Source organism: Thalassospira sp. UBA1131 (genome assembly GCF_002311515.1).
Classification (GTDB): Bacteria; Pseudomonadota; Alphaproteobacteria; order Rhodospirillales; family Thalassospiraceae; genus Thalassospira.
Map to the genome: position 1 here is coordinate 7,161 of NZ_DCAO01000031.1, position 19,489 is coordinate 26,649.

19 protein-coding genes and 1 pseudogene are annotated in these 19,489 nt (G+C 55.1%); 11 read left to right on the forward strand and 9 right to left on the reverse strand.

The window, feature by feature from the left end; translation table 11 throughout:
- A partial coding sequence (locus tag B3Z49_RS04350) for a Zn-dependent hydrolase (RefSeq protein ID WP_296988473.1) occupies positions 1-723 on the forward strand: 723 nt, incomplete at its 5' end.
- A gap of 80 nt (positions 724-803) precedes the next feature.
- Here B3Z49_RS04350 and B3Z49_RS04355 read toward each other — a convergent pair.
- Positions 804-1,577, reverse strand: a complete 774-nt coding sequence (locus tag B3Z49_RS04355; RefSeq protein WP_296988474.1) for a substrate-binding periplasmic protein — start codon at positions 1,575-1,577, stop codon at positions 804-806.
- Positions 1,578-1,769: 192 nt separating this feature from the next.
- A complete protein-coding gene (locus B3Z49_RS04360) occupies positions 1,770-2,408 on the reverse strand; it encodes a TetR/AcrR family transcriptional regulator (RefSeq protein WP_008890129.1) in 639 nt (212 codons plus the stop codon).
- A gap of 759 nt (positions 2,409-3,167) precedes the next feature.
- Between B3Z49_RS04360 and B3Z49_RS04365 the strand changes: the two genes are divergently transcribed.
- The 7 genes from B3Z49_RS04365 to hydA all read left to right on the forward strand — a co-directional run bounded on the left by B3Z49_RS04365 (position 3,168) and on the right by hydA (position 11,409).
- Positions 3,168-4,499: an aspartate aminotransferase family protein gene (locus B3Z49_RS04365; RefSeq protein WP_008890128.1), complete on the forward strand. Its 1,332-nt coding sequence runs from the start codon at positions 3,168-3,170 to the stop codon at positions 4,497-4,499.
- Between the two features lie 247 nt (positions 4,500-4,746).
- A complete protein-coding gene (locus B3Z49_RS04370) occupies positions 4,747-5,613 on the forward strand; it encodes a nitrilase-related carbon-nitrogen hydrolase (RefSeq protein WP_008890127.1) in 867 nt (288 codons plus the stop codon).
- Between the two features lie 256 nt (positions 5,614-5,869).
- On the forward strand, positions 5,870-6,661 hold the full coding sequence (locus B3Z49_RS04375; RefSeq protein WP_008890125.1) for an ABC transporter ATP-binding protein: 792 nt from the start codon (positions 5,870-5,872) through the stop codon (positions 6,659-6,661).
- Positions 6,651-7,580, forward strand: a complete 930-nt coding sequence (locus B3Z49_RS04380) for an ABC transporter permease (RefSeq protein ID WP_296988476.1) — start codon at positions 6,651-6,653, stop codon at positions 7,578-7,580. The genes B3Z49_RS04375 and B3Z49_RS04380 overlap by 11 nt, the downstream gene beginning before the upstream one ends.
- Positions 7,577-8,734, forward strand: a complete 1,158-nt coding sequence (locus tag B3Z49_RS04385) for an ABC transporter permease (RefSeq protein ID WP_296988478.1) — start codon at positions 7,577-7,579, stop codon at positions 8,732-8,734. The genes B3Z49_RS04380 and B3Z49_RS04385 overlap by 4 nt, the downstream gene beginning before the upstream one ends.
- A 61-nt stretch (positions 8,735-8,795) precedes the next feature.
- Complete coding sequence (locus tag B3Z49_RS04390) at positions 8,796-9,776, forward strand: ABC transporter substrate-binding protein (RefSeq protein WP_008890122.1); 981 nt, start codon at positions 8,796-8,798, stop codon at positions 9,774-9,776.
- Positions 9,777-9,957: 181 nt separating this feature from the next.
- Positions 9,958-11,409 carry a dihydropyrimidinase gene (gene hydA, locus B3Z49_RS04395; protein WP_008890121.1) on the forward strand — a complete coding sequence of 484 codons (1,452 nt, stop codon included), beginning with the start codon at positions 9,958-9,960 and terminating at the stop codon, positions 11,407-11,409.
- 79 nt (positions 11,410-11,488) lie between these two features.
- On the opposite strand, the gene sugE is transcribed toward hydA, so the two are convergent.
- The gene (gene sugE, locus B3Z49_RS04400; RefSeq protein WP_008890117.1) at positions 11,489-11,809 is read right to left on the reverse strand and encodes a quaternary ammonium compound efflux SMR transporter SugE; all 321 of its coding nucleotides are present in this window, start codon (positions 11,807-11,809) and stop codon (positions 11,489-11,491) included.
- A 260-nt stretch (positions 11,810-12,069) separates the two neighbouring features.
- Here sugE and mobA point away from each other — a divergent pair, with 260 nt between their 5' ends.
- The 3 genes from mobA to B3Z49_RS04415 all read left to right on the forward strand — a co-directional run bounded on the left by mobA (position 12,070) and on the right by B3Z49_RS04415 (position 14,360).
- Positions 12,070-12,723 carry a molybdenum cofactor guanylyltransferase MobA gene (gene mobA, locus B3Z49_RS04405; protein ID WP_296988479.1) on the forward strand — a complete coding sequence of 218 codons (654 nt, stop codon included), beginning with the start codon at positions 12,070-12,072 and terminating at the stop codon, positions 12,721-12,723.
- Positions 12,724-12,806: 83 nt separating this feature from the next.
- Positions 12,807-13,442: a hypothetical protein gene (locus B3Z49_RS04410; RefSeq protein ID WP_008890115.1), complete on the forward strand. Its 636-nt coding sequence runs from the start codon at positions 12,807-12,809 to the stop codon at positions 13,440-13,442.
- A 3-nt stretch (positions 13,443-13,445) separates the two neighbouring features.
- A complete protein-coding gene (locus B3Z49_RS04415; RefSeq protein ID WP_008890114.1) occupies positions 13,446-14,360 on the forward strand; it encodes a hypothetical protein in 915 nt (304 codons plus the stop codon).
- Here B3Z49_RS04415 and B3Z49_RS04420 read toward each other — a convergent pair.
- The 6 genes and pseudogenes from B3Z49_RS04420 to B3Z49_RS04445 form a co-directional block, all read right to left on the reverse strand.
- Positions 14,352-15,158 (reverse strand): tetratricopeptide repeat protein, encoded by an 807-nt coding sequence (locus B3Z49_RS04420; protein ID WP_296988480.1) that lies wholly within the window; start codon positions 15,156-15,158, stop codon positions 14,352-14,354. The genes B3Z49_RS04415 and B3Z49_RS04420 overlap by 9 nt on opposite strands.
- Before the next feature lie 195 nt (positions 15,159-15,353).
- Positions 15,354-17,102 carry an ABC transporter substrate-binding protein gene (locus B3Z49_RS04425; protein ID WP_414716240.1) on the reverse strand — a complete coding sequence of 583 codons (1,749 nt, stop codon included), beginning with the start codon at positions 17,100-17,102 and terminating at the stop codon, positions 15,354-15,356.
- Positions 17,103-17,239: 137 nt separating this feature from the next.
- The gene (locus B3Z49_RS04430; RefSeq protein ID WP_063087963.1) at positions 17,240-17,512 is read right to left on the reverse strand and encodes a DUF2160 domain-containing protein; all 273 of its coding nucleotides are present in this window, start codon (positions 17,510-17,512) and stop codon (positions 17,240-17,242) included.
- Positions 17,513-17,536: 24 nt separating this feature from the next.
- Positions 17,537-18,340: a carbohydrate ABC transporter permease gene (locus B3Z49_RS04435; RefSeq protein ID WP_008890110.1), complete on the reverse strand. Its 804-nt coding sequence runs from the start codon at positions 18,338-18,340 to the stop codon at positions 17,537-17,539.
- Between the two features lies 1 nt (position 18,341).
- Positions 18,342-19,214: a carbohydrate ABC transporter permease gene (locus B3Z49_RS04440; protein WP_008890109.1), complete on the reverse strand. Its 873-nt coding sequence runs from the start codon at positions 19,212-19,214 to the stop codon at positions 18,342-18,344.
- A gap of 14 nt (positions 19,215-19,228) precedes the next feature.
- A pseudogene (locus tag B3Z49_RS04445) lies at positions 19,229-19,489 on the reverse strand (ABC transporter ATP-binding protein); the annotation flags it as partial.

The following is a 19,489-nucleotide window of genomic DNA, read 5'->3' on the forward strand; positions in this document are numbered from 1 at the left end:
GCCACCATTGATGCCCATCCGATGGGGGCCTATTTCGAAGCCCATATCGAACAGGGCCCGATCCTTGAAGATGAAGGCAAGGATATCGGCATTGTCACCGATGCCCAGGGCCAGCGTTGGTATGAAATCAAGTTCACCGGTGTCGAAGCCCATGCCGGCCCGACCCCGATGAAGACGCGTAAGGATGCATTGCTTGGTGCGGCGCGCGTGGTTGATCTGGTCAACAAGATCGGTCTGGATCGCTCCCCGCTTGCCTGTGCGACGGTCGGTATGATGCAAATCCATCCGAACTCGCGCAACGTCATCCCGGGCGAGGTGTTCTTTACGGTTGATTTCCGCCATCCCGATGATGCGGTTCTGGCCGATATGGACAAGGCATTGCGCGAAGGTGTGGAAAAGATTGCCAAGGATATCGGCCTTCAGATCGAGCTTGAGCAAATCTTCTATTATGCACCGGTGCCGTTCGATAAATCCTGTGTTGATGCGGTGCGCATGGGGGCCGAACTTGGCGGGTTCTCTGCGCGTGAAATCGTTTCGGGTGCTGGGCATGATGCCTGCTATCTGGCGCAAGTGTGCCCGACCGCGATGATCTTTATCCCGTGTGTTGATGGCATTTCCCATAATGAAATCGAAGAAGTGCATAAACACTGGTCGGATGCCGGTGGGCAGGTTCTGCTGCATGCGGTTCTGGCCAAGGCCGATGAAACGGTGATGCAAAAATAGGTCCCGCCATTTCAAGGTGACCAAATACAAAGCAGGGCGTTATATGCGCCCTGCTTTTTTATTGTGGCAGCACGCCGCCGTTAACTCGCCCCTTCGGAAACATCAAGAAGATGGTTCTCTGTCCACTGATCAAGCGTTCCGTCTTCGGCAAGCTGTTCGATCAGGATATTCAGGTTTCTGACATGGCCCATGCAGGGGCTTTTGCGTGAAAACATGAAATGGACCTTGTTGCTGTCAATCGGTGGTTCGACCACGATGACCTCGTCGATCAGATTGTCGCGATAGATATTGGTCAGCCCGTCAAAGCGCCCCAGCATCACATAATCGACCCGCCCATTCATCAGAACGTCAAAGATGCGATTGCCGGTGGGGGAGAAAATCATGTTCAGTCGTTGTTCGGCGAAGCGGTCGATATAATCGCCGTAACTGCCGCCTTGCGGACGCGCACCGTCATACCCGATCAGGTCGCTTAGTTCGACAACCGGAAAGCGATTGTCGTTGCGTTGAAAGACCATGATGTCGTCATTGGCGAACGGCGCACTGTAAAAGTGGACCTGATCGCGTTCGTGGGTGAAATAGGCGCCGGCAATCACATCCAGTTCACCCTTGCTGAGCATCTGAATGGCACGTGTCCAGGGAATGTCGAGATTGAGATCAAGCTTCAAATCGTGACGGTTGGCATAGTCCTGCAAAATGTCGATCGCAAGTCCTGTCTGTTGGCCATCATCACGGATATAGGTGATCGGCTCCCAGCCATCTGCGCCGCCAACAGACAGCTTCCTGCAATTGCTGGCAGGCGGGGTGTTCTGCGTCTGGGCTAAAATTGCGTTTTCGGCGTCTGCCGGGAATGTCATCAGGGACGCAGATCCGCTGATCAGGACAGCGGAGATACAACCACAAACAGCGCGAAGTGATGGTCCGATACACACCATTATTGTCTGCAAACATCGTGATTATCAGGAATAACTAAAATTGGTCCCCGGATAATCCGATACAACTATACAGAAGTGGTGACGTCGGCCGCAGTCACGTCCCCAAACGGGGGATCAGGCGAGGCCAACACCCTTCAATATGATGCGCACGACATTTTCCTTGGCCTCGGCAAATTGTGCGTCGGTCAGTGGCTTGTCATTGTTGAAAATCTCGATCTGGCGGCCAAAGTCGGCATAGTGCTGGGTGGTGGCAAAGATCATGTACATCAGGGTGTAGGGTTCGACATCATCCATCTTGCCCTCGTCAATCCAGCCCCGAATGACCTCCACACGGCTATCAAGCCAGTTTTTCACCGTGGTCGAGATATATTCCGACGAGAATTTGGCGCCACGGATGATTTCATGTGCCCAAAGCCGTGAGCCGTATGGACGCACGCGCGACAAATCCATCTTGGCCTCGATATAACCGCGCAGAATGAAGGCGGGGTCGGCACTGTTATCGAACGTCATTGCCGCTTCGAGCCAGTGGTCGCAAACATCTTCCATGATGCGGCGATACAGGGCCTCTTTGGTGCTGAAATAGTAATGCACATTGGCCTTGGGGACATTGGCGATTTCGGCAATCCGCGCGGTGGTTGCCCCCTTGAACCCGAAATCGGCAAAGACCCGTTCGGCAGCGGCCAGAATCTGTTCTTCGTTTTCCTGTCGGATCGCGGCCTTGTGTGCGCCGTTTACTGCGGGTTTTGTGCTCATTTTTGTGTCCCGTTTCGCGCCGATTTTGATGGATCTCAATCGTGCTGTCTAAATCGCGTCATTTATCTTGACCGTTTGGTCAGGTTAAAATAACCTCTACTGCAAATATCAAAAAGAAACTTTTTATGCGCGTCGTGCCTAGGGTCCAAACTTATCCAAATGACCGTTCCGGTCTCCCGGATTTGTGCGGATATGCGAAGCAAAATTGCAGGAAGATGCACATCTTTCAAGATTTTGCGACAACGTAGCCCGTGCAAATCCGGGTGATCCGAAGGACAACTGATATGAGAGAAAGCCTCTGCGTCAAATCCCTTGATTGGGGATGCCCCCAATCTGCGGGCTTTTCCTTGCTTTTTCTCTCATATCAATTGCCGGATCGATCATTTGGATAAGTTTGGACCCTGGCCATGGTCAAGAGTCGGTTTTGTCCGAAATATCGAACAGTACCGATGAAAGATAAACACAAAATAGACGCCGTAAATAAAAATCAGGGTCGCCGAAATGGTGTTTGACAGTCGAATATTCGAAACAGTTCCGCGGTGGTATTAAAGCGCTAGTGCGTGGGCATGTCTCATGCTAACGACGTTTGTGTGCCCGCAACAGGTCGGGCCGTCCCGGAAAACGAATGTGCGACATTTTGGTCATCAGGCCAGATACCTTTTCGCGAAAACGGGATGAAGAATATCAGATGCCGGTGCACGGTGGCCCGCCACCGAACCGGTCGAGGGAAGAACTTGAAAAGGTACGGGAGACCTTTTGATGACAGCCACCACGAAAATTAGCCGTCCGAACGATCTTTCGGCGTTCTGGATGCCCTTTACTGCCAACCGTCAGTTCAAGCAGACCCCGCGTATGCTGGTCTCGGCCGATGGCATGTATTACAAAACCGACGATAACCGCGACATCCTTGATGGCACCGCAGGCCTTTGGTGTTGCAACGCCGGTCACAAGCGTCCGAAAATCGTCGAAGCGGTCAAGGCACAGATGGACGAGCTGGATTATGCCCCGGCATTCCAGATGGGCCATCCCAAGGCGTTCGAACTGGCCAGCCGTCTTGCACAGTTGATGCCGGGCAATCTCAACCACGTTTTCTATACCAACTCCGGTTCTGAGTCGGTTGAAACCGCGCTTAAAATCGCACTGGCCTATCACCGTGCACGCGGCGATGGACAGCGGACCCGCCTGATCGGTCGCGAACGCGGCTATCACGGTGTGAACTTTGGCGGTATTTCTGTTGGTGGTATTTCGGGTAACCGCAAAACATTCGGCCAGATGCTGGGCGGTGTGGACCATATGCGTCACACTTACCTGCCGGACGAAAACGGTGTTACCCGCGGTATGCCCGAACATGGCGCCTACCTTGCCGAAGATCTGGAACGCATTTGCGCCCTGCATGATCCGTCGACCATCGCGGCCGTCATTGTCGAGCCGGTTGCAGGATCCACCGGTGTTCTGATCCCGCCGAAGGGCTATCTGGAACGCCTGCGCGAGATCTGCACCAAGCATGGCATCTTGTTGATCTTTGATGAGGTCATCACCGGTTTCGGTCGCCTGGGTGCGCCGTTTGCAGTTGATTACTTTGGCGTTCAGCCGGATCTGGTCACGACCGCCAAGGGCCTGACCAACGGCACCATCCCGATGGGTGCGGTGTTTGCCACCGACGAGATCCATGATGCCTTCATGACCGGTCCGGAAAACATGATCGAGCTGTTCCATGGCTACACCTATTCGGGCAACCCGGTTGCCTGTGCGGCCGCCATGGCAACGCTTGAGACCTATGAAGAAGAGGGTCTGTATTCCAAGGGCAAGGAACTTGGTCAGTATTGGGAAGATGCGGTGCACAGCCTGATCGACCTGCCGCTGGTCAAGGATGTCCGTAACCTTGGCCTGATCGGTGCGATCGAGCTGGAGCCGATTGAAGGCTTCCCGACCAAGCGTGCCTTCAATGCCTTCCTCAAGGCATTCGAGAAGGGCATTCTGATCCGTACCACGGGTGATATCATTGCGCTTTCGCCGCCGCTGATCCTTGAAAAATCACACATTGATCAGCTGTTCGGCACCTTGCGCGAAGTGCTTAAAGAGATCGACTAGAATTACGACTTTCGTTCCCTGCCTGCGCAATCGGGCAGGGGACACCCGGCTTGCAAAACCACCAAAAACAAACGGGTCTGCAACGCCACGGAGGAAACAACTGTTTCGCGATTTTTCTGATCGCGTCCCGTCTGGGAACGAACCCGCAAAAAAACAAACAGGGTTCATGGGGCGCGTTCGGGCATAAGTCCGTCAGACCACAAAAGTGGCAAGGACATAAAAATATCAGATCAAGGAGGTATCTCGGATGTCAAAGCTGAGAGGTGGCCTGATTCAAATGAGCCTTAAGGGTTCAACAGATCAGTCCCCCGAAGAAATCCGCAAGGCCATGATCGACGCACATCTGCCCTATATCGAAGAGGCGGGCAAAAAAGGTGTGCAGGTTCTGTGCTTTCAGGAAGTATTCACCCAGCCCTATTTCTGTCCGAGCCAGGACAAGAAATGGTACGCGGCCGCAGAAAAAATCCCTGATGGCCCGACCACACAGCTGATGTGTGAGTTGGCCGCCAAATACAAAATGGTGATCGTTGTTCCGATCTATGAGGAAGACATCACCGGTGTTTATTACAACACCGCTGCCGTGATTGACGCCGACGGTACCTATCTTGGCAAATACCGCAAAACCCACATCCCGCATGTCGCCGGTTTCTGGGAAAAATTCTTCTTCAAACCGGGCGTATCGAACTGGCCGGTCTTTGATACCCAGTATTGCAAACTTGGCGTTTATATTTGTTATGACCGCCACTTCCCGGAAGGCTGGCGTGCCCTGGCGCTTAATGGCGCGGAATATATCGTCAACCCGTCGGCGACGGTGGCCGGGGTGTCGGAATATATCTGGAAACTCGAACAGCCGGCATCGGCTGTGGCCAATGGGTGCTTTATTGGTGCTATCAACCGGGTTGGCCGCGAACAGCCCTGGGATATTGGCGAGTTTTACGGCCAAAGCTATTTCGTCAATCCACGCGGCGAAATCGAAGCACAGGCATCGCGCGATAATGACGAATTGCTGGTCCATGACATGGATATGTCGATGGTGCGCGAAATTCGCGACAACTGGCAGTTCTTCCGCGACCGTCGCCCGTCGACCTATACCCGTCTGACGGACGGGAACTGATTTCATGATACCGGCGAGCGGTCAAAGCGCTGCTCGCCGTTTTGCCTTGATCGACAGGTGGGGTATCATTCCCCGTTCCCGGCAACGACCGGACAAAGGCTTTATGCGTTTGATCAATGTCGACAAGGTTCAGGGCAACGTCCCTGAGGGAGGCTTCCATCGACTGTGCCAAAAGAGACGCTTTTGGTTCTGAGAGAGACATACGATCAGGGGAAACCCCATGACGCTAAAACAAGTCGTCAATAATGTTGCTGAGATGCCCGCATCGAAAAAAGCAGTTGTTGATATCAAGAAACTGTCGCTGACCTTCCAGACGGCAGACGGTCCCGTTTACGCCCTTTCCGATGTCGATCTGACCATCGAGGAAGGCGACTTTGTTTCCTTTATCGGCCCGTCGGGTTGCGGCAAAACGACACTTTTGCGTGTGATCGCCGACCTTGAACAAGCCACCGGCGGCGAGATTTCGATCAATGGTGTGACGCCGCACGAAGCGCGTGAAAAGCGTGCTTATGGCTACGTATTTCAGGCACCGGCACTTTTGCCGTGGCGTTCGATCGAACGCAACGTGACCTTGCCGCTCGAAATCATGGAAATCTCCAAGGAAGAGCGCGTGAAGCGCGCCCAGGAGGCCCTGAAACTGGTCGAGCTCAATGGTTTTGAAAAGAAATTCCCATGGCAGCTGTCAGGCGGCATGCAGCAACGTGCGTCAATCGCGCGTGCCCTGTCGTTCGACGCCGACCTGCTGTTGATGGACGAACCATTTGGCGCGCTTGATGAAATCGTGCGCGATCACCTGAATGAACAGCTGTTGAAGCTGTGGGCGCGGACCAACAAGACAGTGGCGTTCGTCACCCACTCCATCCCCGAGGCAGTGTATCTGTCGTCGAAGATTGTCGTGATGTCACCGCGTCCGGGGCGGATTATTGACGTGATCGAAACCGACTTCCCGAAAGACCGCACACTGGATATCCGCGAAACGCCGGAATTCCTCGAGATTGCGCATCGGGTGCGGGAAGGTCTGCGTGCGGGGCACAGCAATGACGAGTAACACTGCTGCCATGACCGGGTCCGTTCGCGGACCATCGACCTGGACGCGCATGATGTCGGGCCAGACCGGGCCGGTCTGCGTTGTTCTGATCGCCCTTCTTGTTCTGTGGTATGTCGGGGCGGTTTTCATGAACGCGCCGACCCAGATTGACCGTTATAACCGCGCCGATCAGGCCTGGACTACGGGCCAGCTGATTGAGGATACGCTGGCGCAAGATCGCCCGATCCTGCCCGCCCCGCATCAGGTGGCAGTCGAGATGTATCACACCATCTTTGCCATCAAGATCACGTCCAAACGCTCGCTGGTCTATCACAGCTGGGTAACGCTTTCCTCGACCCTTCTTGGGTTTGGGATTGGGACGTTGCTGGGTGTATTGCTGGCGGTGGGTATCGTTCATGTCATGACGCTTGAAAAAAGCCTGATGCCATGGGTGATTTCGTCACAAACCATTCCGATCCTTGCCATCGCGCCGATGATCATCGTTGTTCTGGGCGCCATCGGGATCAAGGGACTGGTACCAAAGGCAGTCATTTCGACCTATTTGTGCTTCTTCCCGGTCACGATCAGCATGGTCAAAGGCCTGCGTTCCCCGCAGGTGATCCAGCTTGATCTGATGCGGACCTATAATGCCTCGAAATGGCAGACCTTCTGGCAGCTTCGTTTGCCATCCGCCATGCCATATCTGTTTGCCAGCCTGAAGGTTGCGATTGCAATCAGTCTGGTCGGTGCGATCGTTGGCGAATTGCCGACCGGTGCGCAGGCGGGGCTTGGCGCGCGTTTGCTGGCGGGGTCCTATTACGGACAGACCATTCAAATCTGGTCGGCCCTTCTGACCGCGGCGTTTGTGGCGGCGATCCTTGTGGTGATTGTCGGCTGGTGTGAACGCCGGGTCCTTGTGCGGATGGGGGTGAAGTCATGACCTGGACGAAATTGGACAAGTTCTGTCTCGTCGCGGCGATTGCGGCCTTGCTTGCGCTGATCTTCCCGTTGGCCGGTGTGGATGGTGATACCGGCAAACAGGTTGCCTTTGTCGGGGATATTCCGGGGTTTGCCGTTGCCATGGCGCTCTGTGTGATTGCCGGGTCGGCCTTTACCTGGCTTGGTGTCGGATCCGTCACCGCCGGCATGGTCATTCTGGCGATTGCGGTATTTGGCTGCTGGCAGGCGATCAGTGTTCTGTATGACTACGGGGTTGCCGGTTATGCCGGGCCGGGGTTCTGGTTGTTCATCGTCTCGCTTTGGGCGTTTGTCTGGCGCGGGATTGATGTGATTGCCAACTTCCACAGCCTTGATCGCACCAAACAGCATCTGGCGAACTTTGTCGTGCCGGTGGCCTTTGGCGTATGGCTTCTGTTTGTGTGGGAAGTTGTCGTTTCGGGCTTTGGCGTGCCACAGGTCCTGTTGCCGCCGCCCAGCATGATTGGCGAACGTTTCGTCAATTCGACCGATATCCTGGCCGCCGACTTCCATCAGACCTTTGTGAAGGCAGTACTCAGTGGCTATGTCATGGGCTGTGGATCGGCCTTTATCGTGGCGATTGCGGTGGATCGTGTGCCGTTCCTCAAACGTGGTCTTTTGCCACTGGGCAATATGGTCTCGGCCCTGCCAATCATCGGGGTCGCACCGATCATGGTGATGTGGTTTGGCTTTGACTGGCAATCGAAGGCAGCCGTGATCGTGATCATGACCTTCTTCCCGATGCTGGTGAACACCGTGACCGGGTTGAATGCCGCCGGGAAGCTTGAAAAGGACCTGATGGCGACATACGCGTCGGGCTATTGGTCAACGCTGTTTCGCCTGCGTTTGCCGGCCGCCATGCCGTTTGTTTTCAACGCACTTAAAATCAATTCCACGCTTGCGCTGATTGGCGCAATCGTCGCCGAATTTTTCGGCACCCCGATTGTCGGTATGGGCTTCCGCATCTCGACCGAGGTCGGGCGGATGAATATCGACATGGTCTGGGCGGAAATCGCATTGGCGGCCCTTGCGGGGACCGCCTTCTACGGGGCTGTGGCTTATATCGAGAGAAAAGCAACGTCATGGCATCCGTCATTCCGGGTACGTCGCCATTAAAGGCATAAAACAAGACGACCCGTCGGGAGGACTTGACTACAACCTGAGGAGACATCGACGAATGAATAAGTTTATTTCGACTGCTATGGGGTTGAGTTTCGGGTTGGCATCGTTTTCGGCGATGGCAGCAGACGAGGTAACCCTGCAGCTTAAATGGGTCACACAGGCCCAGTTTGCAGGCTACTATGTGGCACTCGACAAAGGTTTCTACGAAGAAGCCGACCTTGATGTGACCATCAATCCGGGTGGCCCGGACGTTGCCCCGCCGCAGGTGATTGCCGGTGGTGGTGCGGATGTGATCATTGACTGGATGCCGTCGGCCCTTGCATCGCGCGAAAAGGGTGTGCCGCTGGTGAACATCGCACAGCCGTTCGCCAAATCGGGCATGATGCTGACCTGCCTGAAGGAAACCGGCATCGAAAGCCCGGATGACTTCCCGGGTCGTACCCTTGGTGTCTGGTTCTTTGGCAACGAATATCCGTTCCTGAGCTGGATGTCGAAACTCGGCATTCCGACCGATGGCGGCGAAAATGGTGTGACCGTGCTCAAGCAGGGCTTCAACGTTGACCCGCTGATTCAGAAGCAGGCCGATTGCGTGTCGACCATGACCTATAACGAATACTGGCAGGTGATTGATGCTGGTATTCCGGCTGATGACCTCAAGGTCTTCAAATACGAAGATCAGGGTGTGGCCACCCTTGAAGACGGTCTTTATGTTCTTGAAGACAACCTTTCGGATCCGGCATTCGTCGACAAGATGTCGCGCTTTGTTGCAGCCAGCATGAAGGGCTGGAACTGGGCCAAGGAAAACCCGGAAGACGCCGCGATGATCGTTCTTGATAACGACATGACCGGTGCCCAGACCGAAAAACATCAGGTCCGCATGATGACCGAAATCGCCAAACTGCTTGGTGATTCTGCGGTTCTCGATGAAGCAGCCTATCAGCGTACCGTTGACAGCCTGCTTTCGGGTGGTTCCGATCCGGTGATCACCAAGGAACCGGAAGGTGCCTGGACCCACGCTGTGACCGACAAGATGTAATCTTCCATCTTGTGACTTTTATCCGTCCGGCGGGGTTTGGGCTTCGCCGGACGGGATGACTTCCAGGACTATGACGATCGATTGAAGACTGATTGAATACCCTCGGGGTGTTTGGAGATAACGGGCGAAATGCCGGGATGGCCCGCAACTTTTCGCCACTCAGACAGACAAGGAGCCACCCATGTCCATGGTTATTCGTGGCGGAACCATCGTTACCGCCGACCTGACCTACAAATCCGATATTCTGATCGAAGACGGCAAAATTGCCGCCATCGGGGACAACCTGACCGGGGACAAGGTGATAGAGGCCGACGGCTGCTATGTGATGCCCGGCGGGATTGATCCGCATACCCATATGGAAATGCCCTTTATGGGCACCTATTCCGAAGACGATTTCGAAAGCGGCACCAAGGCTGCCGTTGCCGGTGGCACGACCATGGTTGTCGATTTCTGCCTGCCGGCGCCGAATCAGTCGCTGCTCGAAGCATTGCAGGCCTGGGATAACAAATCCTCCAAGGCGGTGTGCGACTATTCCTTCCACATGGCCGTCACCTGGTGGAGCGAGCAGGTCTTTGATGAAATGAAGACCATCGTTCAGGAAAAGGGCATCAACACGTTTAAGCACTTCATGGCCTACAAGGGTGCCTTAATGGTCGATGACGATGAAATGTTCGCATCCTTCTCGCGCTGTTCGGAACTGGGCGCGATGCCGCTGGTGCATGCTGAAAACGGCGATGTTGTCGCAACCCTTCAGCAAAAATTGCTGGCCGAAGGCAACAACGGCCCCGAAGCACACGCCTATTCACGGCCTGTGGATGTTGAGGGCGAGGCCTGCAACCGTGCGATCATGATTGCCGATATGGCCAATGTGCCGCTTTATATCGTGCATGTGTCTTGCGAACCGGCCCACGAAGCCATCCGTCGTGCGCGTGCCAACGGCAAACGCGTGTTTGGCGAACCGCTGATCCAGCACCTTATTCTTGATGACAGCGAATATAAAAACGCCGATTGGGATCACGCCGCACGCCGCGTCATGTCCCCACCGTTCCGCAGCAAGGAACATCAGGATGGCCTGTGGAATGGTCTGGCATCGGGCAGCCTGCAGGTTGTCGCCACCGACCACTGCGCATTCACGACCGAACAGAAACGCATGGGCGTTGGCGACTTCACCAAGATCCCGAACGGTACGGGTGGTCTTGAAGACCGCATGCCGCTTCTGTGGACCTATGGCGTTGGCACCGGCCGTCTGACCCCGAACGAGTTTGTTGCCGTGACCTCGACCAATATCGCCAAGATCCTTAACATCTATCCGCGCAAGGGTGCGATCCTTGTCGGCGCGGATGCCGACCTTGTCGTCTGGGATCCGAAGGCGTCGAAAACCATCACCGCCAAACACCAGCAGTCGGCAATTGACTACAACGTGTTTGAAGGCATCGAGGTCACCGGCCTTCCGCGCTACACACTCAGCCGCGGCCGCATTGCCGCCGAAGAAGGTGTGGTTCTCGCCAAATGCGGCGACGGCGAATTCATCGCCCGCGAACCGTATCCGGCCGTCAACAAGGCGCTTTCCAAATGGAAAGAAATCACCTCCCCGCGTAAGGTTGAACGCAGCGGTATTCCGGCTGGCGTCTAAGCCAACCGGGCACGATCGATTAAAAAACGGGGCAGCCACTGGCTGCCCCGTTTTGCATTTGCGTGTTGTGAACGGCGCTTTACGACGGGCTGAACAGTTTCAGCATCACGATCCCCGAAAGGATCAGCGCAATCGCGACCAGTCGTCCGGGGTTGGCCGGTTCGCCGACCATGATGATGCCAAAGATCACCGCACCCGCCGCCCCGATGCCGGTCCAGATCGCATAGGCCGTTCCGATCGGGATGGTGCGCATGGCAATCGAAAGTAGCCAGAAACTGGCGGCGATTGCGGCAATGGTCAGGGCACTTGGGATGGGCTTGGTGAAGCCTTCGGTGTATTTCAGGCCAATCGCCCAGCAAATTTCGAGAAATCCGGCAATAACCAACGCTGTCCAGGCCATGGGGGCCTCCTGTCTTGCGGGGCCGTCCCCATTGATCGGATCAGGAATACCGGTCGTCCGGTATCAAGGTGGAAGTCGCAAAGTCTTTAGTCACTCTAAATCAATGCCCGTAGGGCGACAATGTAAAAATGACGCAGTGCAGCATCAGGGCGGGGCCTTAGAAAATGCTTCGGTGCCAAGACGACAGATGCATGGATGGGCTCACTGGATTATGATGAGCGCGTCTGATTATTCGCCCCCTTCAAAGGTTTGGTCTTATCGTGAACACGCCCCAATCCCAACATGTCCCAACCCTTGGCCTTGTTCTGGCTGGGGGCGAGGCACGACGCATGGGCGGGAACAAGGCGTTTCGCGAGGTCGGCGGCAAAAGCCTGATCGGGCGGGTGATTGATGTTGCCCAAGCCCAATGCGACCAGGTGATGATTTCATCCAATGCCGGGGCAGATGCGTTTGCTGATTTCCGCCTGCCCGTGGTGGGCGATCATCCTGAAACCGGGCAGGGGCCGCTGGGTGGTATTCTTGGCGGCTTGCGTATGTTGCCCGATGGTATTGACTGGTTGGTGACCTTCCCGGTTGATTGCCCGATTGTGCCGCTTGATATGGTGGCGCGCTTGCGGGCCGCTGCCGAGGGTGCCGGGGTGACGGCCGCCTTTGCCAGCCATGCGGACCGCGATCATTACCTTTCAAGCATCTGGCATCGGGACTCTGCGCAGACAATTGCCGATTGTTTGGCAGCCGATGACCGTCGTGTGCGTGGCCCCTTGCAGGCATTGGGCGCAGCCCGGGTGATCTTTGCGGATCGCGTTGCCGGGTTGGAGCCCTTTACCAACGTCAACACCCCCCAGGATCTGCGTGCAGTGAATGCCGCGATGTCAGATCATATCGCAATGTCTGATAGAGCGTCGAACCGATAATAAGAGCCGCCCGGCAATATTCAGCATCACAAAACCCGTATCCCCGCGTCATTTACAAGGCGATGACGTGAAAGGATTGCTACATGAGTAATTATGGTGAGTCACTGCAGCTGGTGCTCAACACCTATATCGGCGGGGCAACCAAACTGCTGACAAGTGATATGCGCAAACGGGTCAGTAGCGTTTTCACCCAGATCGAAACGACGGTTACGAATATTGAAACCCTGACCGCAAAGGTAACTGCGGGTCCTGTTTCCGACCCTGCATCGCAGCTCGATAACTGTGAACGTTCGGGGCAGATGTTAACGATCGCTGTGCGGTCGCTGGACCAAACGCTTGAACAAATTGCAGGCGAGCGCGTGTCGGCCATCAAAAAAAGTGCAACGATTGAACAGGGTGCACTGACCGAACTCGATAAAAAGCAAATCAACCTTGATGGCCAGCTTCTTGAGAATGTGAAGCAGATTTCAAAGGCGGTCGATAGTTCGCTTGATAGGGCGACGCAACAGCTCAGGGACGCTCTTCAGGTCGTGAAAAAGCCAAGCTCGGACACGCACAGTGATCAGCCTTCAGATCATTCAGATGATCCGAAAAAGCCATCCCCTGCAGATATGAAAATTGCTGTTCCGAAATTGTCGGAAGTCATGAAATTCGACACGACCAAGACGGAAAAAATTCTTGATGACCTTGCCATCATATTGCTTGGAAAAGGAGCCTGATCGATGCCCTATTATATTCAAGCCCAAAAAGTGGCTTCTGATCATGCTGTCGTCGCCAAGGCAATTGATGTGTGGATGAGTGACCCGAACAATGCAGTGGGGCTAACATCGCAGACGTTGGCGCAAGTTCAGAAAGCCATCACCGATCATTTCAACGAGATGTTCAACGCGGTTGTGCACGGGGTCAACTACGAAGGGCCCGGACTTGAGCTTACAATCGTCAAAATGATCAAAGCCGCGAGATATGCTTTCGAGTGGCATGTGCAGAATGAAGATGCCGAACAAATCAACGAAGACGACTTTATCGAGCTTTCTGAACTTACCATTGACAATCGTGATTTTGATCTGACCTGGGGGCAAGTTGCGCGCCTGTATTTTGCCCTGGCCAAGATATTGTTGGTCAGCAGTGCGCTGTCACTTGAAGATGTGGTCACGATGGTAAACTCGGCAATGATATATCAAGCCACTGCTGTCGGAGAGCAGGATAACCGCCATGAAATATGGCTTGGTTATGCCGGGATGCTGTCGTCATTCATTTTGTGGATTTCGGACTGGCGTCATAACGGGTCGCCGCGTGTTGAATGGCGAGAGTCCGATGGGTTCTTTGAAAAAGCCAGTCTGGTAATCAAGCATATCGGGTTTCTGGGCCAGCAGTTGTCACTTGGTGCGCTTGGCTGGTACGGCGGAGAGGCCAATGCATCTACTCAGATTCAAATTGCCGGCGGTTGCTTGCTTGCCGCAACGGTGCTTAAGCACAACAAGGCCGTCGTACTTCAAATCCGAAAGGGTATTGATGTCACCTTCAAGATCGTGTTGGTACTGATTACCCTGTTTTTGTGGGCCGTGCTTTTAGGTGGCAGAGGTTTCTCTGATATGGTGGGAAATGCATTCGGGTTCGGGCCTGGGCGCTTAACGTGATGTTGGCACCGCGCAGGCCCGCCAGGGCTGCCATGGTTCGTAATTCTTGAAGAACTCGGATAGGAAATGATCGACGCGTTCGCGGTTGATCGCACGGTCTTTGGGCGACAGGTCCTTGTCGAACTGGCCGCAGTTTTTTTCGACCGCTTCACCGATGGTTTTCCAGTCGACATCTTCGTTATGGCCGGGCATGCCGGTCGCAATCGCACACCAGCCAACGGCTTCGGCCTTGTCATCAACCGTGCGGGCTTCTTCGGCAAGGTAGGCGGCCGCACGCATTTCGCCGTTTTGGGCAGCACGGCGCAAATAAGTCAGGCGATCGACATCGCTTTTGGCAAACCGGTTGGCAAGAAGTGTTGCCGCACGTGGATCGCCAAGCTCCCACGCCTGTTTAAGGTGGGCTTCGGCCTTTGACACATCGCCGCGATCAAGCGCATCAAGGGCCAGCCACAGCATCGCCTGGGTCTTGTTCTTTTGGGCGGCGGCAATGTAAAGGCCGCGAATTTTGTCTTTGTCACCACCCATCGCTTCAAGACGCCTAGCCATGACAACACTGGCATTTGGATTGTTGTTCTCGGACGCCTGTTCCATCAGAGTCCAGCCGGCATCTTCGTTGGCAGTAACACCAACGCCATTGATGGTCTGACAGGACAGAAGGTATTGCGCGGTGGCATCACCGCTTTTGGCCAGTGGTGCCAGAATATCGGCCGACTTTTCAAACTCCCCGTGGCGATAGGCAGAAATGCCGTCATCAAGGGCCGAGGACGCCGCGGCACCGGTGGCAAGAAAGCCGCTCATGGCCAGTGCCGTTAAGGCAGCACAGCCAAGAGCGGAAGCAGTCCGGCGGAGGGAGGATGACAGGCGCATGGGAAAGTTACCTTTGCCCGCAAAATACCGGGCGATCAGATATGAAAAAATCAAAAGTGATGGATAAAGTCCGGGACGGTCGGGGGCGAAAAATCACCCCCGACACCCCCAGTAGTGTAGCCCGAATTACTGGGCTGCACGCCATTCCGCGATCAGATCGTCATATTTGACGGTCTCACCCTGCGGTTTTTCGTTGGCAAGCGGCGGTTTCGGTGCGCCCGGCTGGTCGAACCAGTACTGGGCATCACGTTCTTCGTTCAGCTTCGGTGCACATTCGCCACCGATGCCTGCACGCTCCAGACGCTGCAGAACGCTGTCCATGGCAGACGCAAGGTTGTCCATGGCTTCCTGCGGGGTCCGTTCGCCGGTAACAGCTTCGGCAACGTTCTGCCACCAGAGCTGTGCCAGTTTCGGATAATCCGGAACGTTGGTACCGGTCGGCGACCACTGAACACGGGCCGGCGAACGATAGAACTCGACCAGACCACCCCAGTTCGGAGCGATATCGGTCATTTCCTGGGTATCCAGGTCAGACTGACGGATCGGTGTCAGACCGGTGAGGGTCTTTTTCAGCGATACGGTTTTCGAGGTGGTGAACTGTGCATAGAGCCATGCAGCTTTGCGGCGCTCAAGCGGGGTGGACTTCATCAGAGTCCAGGAACCCACGTCCTGATAACCAAGCTTCATGCCTTCTTCCCAGTACGGGCCATGCGGCGACGGGGCCATACGCCATTTCGGCGTGCCGTCTTCGTTCACAACCGGAGTACCTTTTTTCGCCATGTCGGCGGTAAAGGCGGTGTACCAGAAGATCTGCTGTGCGATCTGGCCCTGTGCCGGAACCGGACCAGCTTCACCAAAGGTCATGCCGGCTGCTTCTGGCGGGGCATAAGCCTTGAGCCAGTCGATATATTTGGTCAGGGCGTAAACCGCTGCCGGGCCGTTTGCGGCACCGCCACGGGTCACACTGGAACCAGCAGGCGAGCAACCTTCAACACGGATACCCCATTCGTCGACCGGAAGGCCGTTCGGGATGCCCTTGTCGCCAGCGCCAGCCATGGAAAGCCACGCATCGGTGAAGCGCCAACCCAGTGACGGGTCTTTTTTGCCGTAATCCATGTGGCCATAGACTTTCTGGCCATCGATTTCACCAACGTCATTGGTGAAGAATTCGGCGATGTCCTGATAAGCCGACCAGTTGACCGGAACGCCCAGGTCATAGCCGTACTTGTCTTTGAACTGCTTTTGCAGGTCTTCACGCTGGAACCAGTCATAACGGAACCAGTAAAGGTTCGCGAACTGCTGGTCAGGAAGCTGATAAAGCTTGCCATCCGGACCGGTGGTGAAGGACAGACCGATGAAGTCGTCCAGATCCAGGGTCGGAGAGGTAACGTCCGCACCTTCGCCCGCCATCCAGTCGGTCAGCGGCACAACCGCGTCATAACGCGCATGCGTCCCGATCAGGTCCGAGTCATTGATGAAGGCGTCATAGATGTTGCGGTTCGACTGCATTTGGGTCTGCAGTTTTTCGATGACATCGCCTTCGCCGATCAGGTCGTGGGTCAGGTTGATCCCGGTGATTTCCGAGAAGGCCTTTGCCAGAACCTTGGACTCATATTCGTGGGTGGTGATGGTTTCAGACACCACGTTGATGTCCATGCCGCGGAACGGTTCAGCTGCTTTGATGAACCATTCCAGTTCGGCCATCTGGGCGTCTTTGCTGAGGCTCGACGGCTGGAACTCGCTGTCGATCCATTTTTTCGCCGCGTCGGTATATTGATCTGCCATGGCCGGGTTCGCCAGCACAGCAAGACCAAGGGCGACGGCAACGGCGCTGCCTTTAACAACGCTTTTGGCACCTTTGGCTTTAACGATCATGTCGTTTTCTCCCTGGTCGTCTTCCTTATTGCTCATCCGGTAAACCCGGTCATCGACGCTGGGGGAAGACGGACAGCCCACCGTGATGAATTCGATCGAAAACGGCACCGCTGCAGGACGCGGTACCGTTTTGGTTGTTAACCCCAGCGCATCACAATGACGAGCCAGACAAGTGCGATGATGGAACCGATCCAAAGGGCGGCATCGGTAAATGCCAGCCAGCCAAGATGGATATAGGCGGCTCCAAGCAAACTGATAAACAGGCGATCACCGCGTGTGGTGGTCAGTGGCAAAAAGCCACGCCGCGGAACGGTCGGTGAAACCGCCTGCCAAATTCCCATCCCGATCAGCATCAAAAAGATGCAGCCAAAGAACGCGGCGGTAATCGGGGTCCAGGCCATCCATGCCATTTTGATATTCCTCCTGTTTTCCGATTACACGCGACCCATCGCGAAACCTTTGGCGATGTAGTTGCGAACGAACCAGATCACCAAGGCGCCCGGGACGATGGTTAAAACACCCGCAGCCGCCAGAACGCCCCAATCAAGGCCCGACGCCGAAACGGTACGGGTCATGGTGGCGGCAATCGGCTTGGCCTCGACCGAGGTCAGCGTGCGTGCCAGCAGAAGTTCAACCCAGCTGAACATAAAGCAGAAGAACGCGGTCACACCGATGCCGGACCGGATCAGCGGCAAGAAGATCGTGGCAAAGAAACGCGGGAACGAATAACCGTCGATATAGGCGGTTTCATCGATTTCCTTTGGAATGCCCGACATGAAACCTTCCAGGATCCAGACAGCCAGCGGCACGTTAAACAGGCAGTGTGCGAGTGCCACAGCAATATGGGTGTCAAACAGGCCGACACTTGAATAAAGCTGGAAGAACGGCAACAGGAACACGGCCGGCGGTGCCATACGGTTGGTCAGAAGCCAGAAGAACAGATGCTTGTCGCCGGTAAAGTTGAACCGCGAAAAGGCATAAGCAGCCGGCAGGGCGACAACCAGTGAAATCACCACGTTGATGCCGACATAGATCATCGAGTTGATATAACCCGTATACCATGCCGGATCGGTCAGGATGGTTGCATAGTTGGCCAATGTCGGATTGTCCGGGAACAGGGTCATTGCGCCCAGGATTTCCGTATTGGTCTTGATTGACATGTTGAACAGCCAATAGATCGGAACCAACAGGAACAGGATATAAAGAAGAAGTCCGATATGTCGTTTCTGGAACTGCATTTTATTGTTCCCCCTGCTTTCCGGCGTTCATCACGACGGTATAGAAAACCCAGCAAACCAACAGAATGATCAGGAAGTAGACCAGCGAGAAGGCCGCAGCAGGACCAAGGTCAAACTGACCGACTGCCATCCGGGTCAGGAACTGGCTGAGGAAGGTGGTTGCGTTACCCGGACCGCCGCCTGTGAGGACGAACGGTTCGGTATAGATCATGAAGCTGTCCATAAAGCGCAGCAGAACACCGATCACGAGAACCGACTGCATTTTCGGCAGCTGAATAAAGCGGAACACGGCCCAGCGTGATGCGCCGTCAATCTTGGCCGCCTGATAATAGGCATCCGGGATCGAGCGCAAACCGGCATAGCACAGCAGCACAATCAGGCTGGTCCAGTGCCAGACATCCATGACAAGCACGGTCAGCCAGGCATCCATCGGGTTCTGGGCGTAGTTGTAATCAATGCCCATCAGATTGATGACATAGCCCCCCAGACCAATGTCGGCACGGCCAAAGATCTGCCAGATGGTGCCAACCACGTTCCATGGAATAAGCAGCGGTAAGGCCAGCAGAACCATCGATGCCGAAACGCCCCAACCCTTGCGCGGCAGGGTCAGTGCAACCGCAATGCCGAGCGGAATTTCAATAAACAACACCGAAAGCGTATAGAAAATCTGACGCAGCAGCGCATCATGCAGGCGGCTGTCGCCCAGAACCTGTTCAAACCATTCGGTGCCGACAAAGAACCGCGTCTGCGGATCGAAGATGTCCTGAACCGAATAGTTCACAACTGTCATCAGCGGAATGATCGCGCTGATGGCAACGATAAAGAACACTGGCAGGACGAGGAACCAGGCCTTGTTGTTGGTAATCTTGTTCATTTCCCCATCCCCCCTTACGCGACCAACTGACTGTCGGCGTAAAGCTTGGTCCATTCCGGCGCAAAGCGCAGAATGCCGGACTGGCCGACAACCTGTTCGTCTTCGCCGAGCTTGACCTTGATTTCAGATGCGCCGAACCGGGTGGTCGCGATCTTGAACTGGCCAAGGTCTTCGACCTTGGTGATGTTGACTTCGATCCCGTCTGATCCCTTGTCGGCATTGCCGGTTTCAAGGGTCAGGAATTCGGGACGAATGCCGAGCTCAAGCTTGCCGGT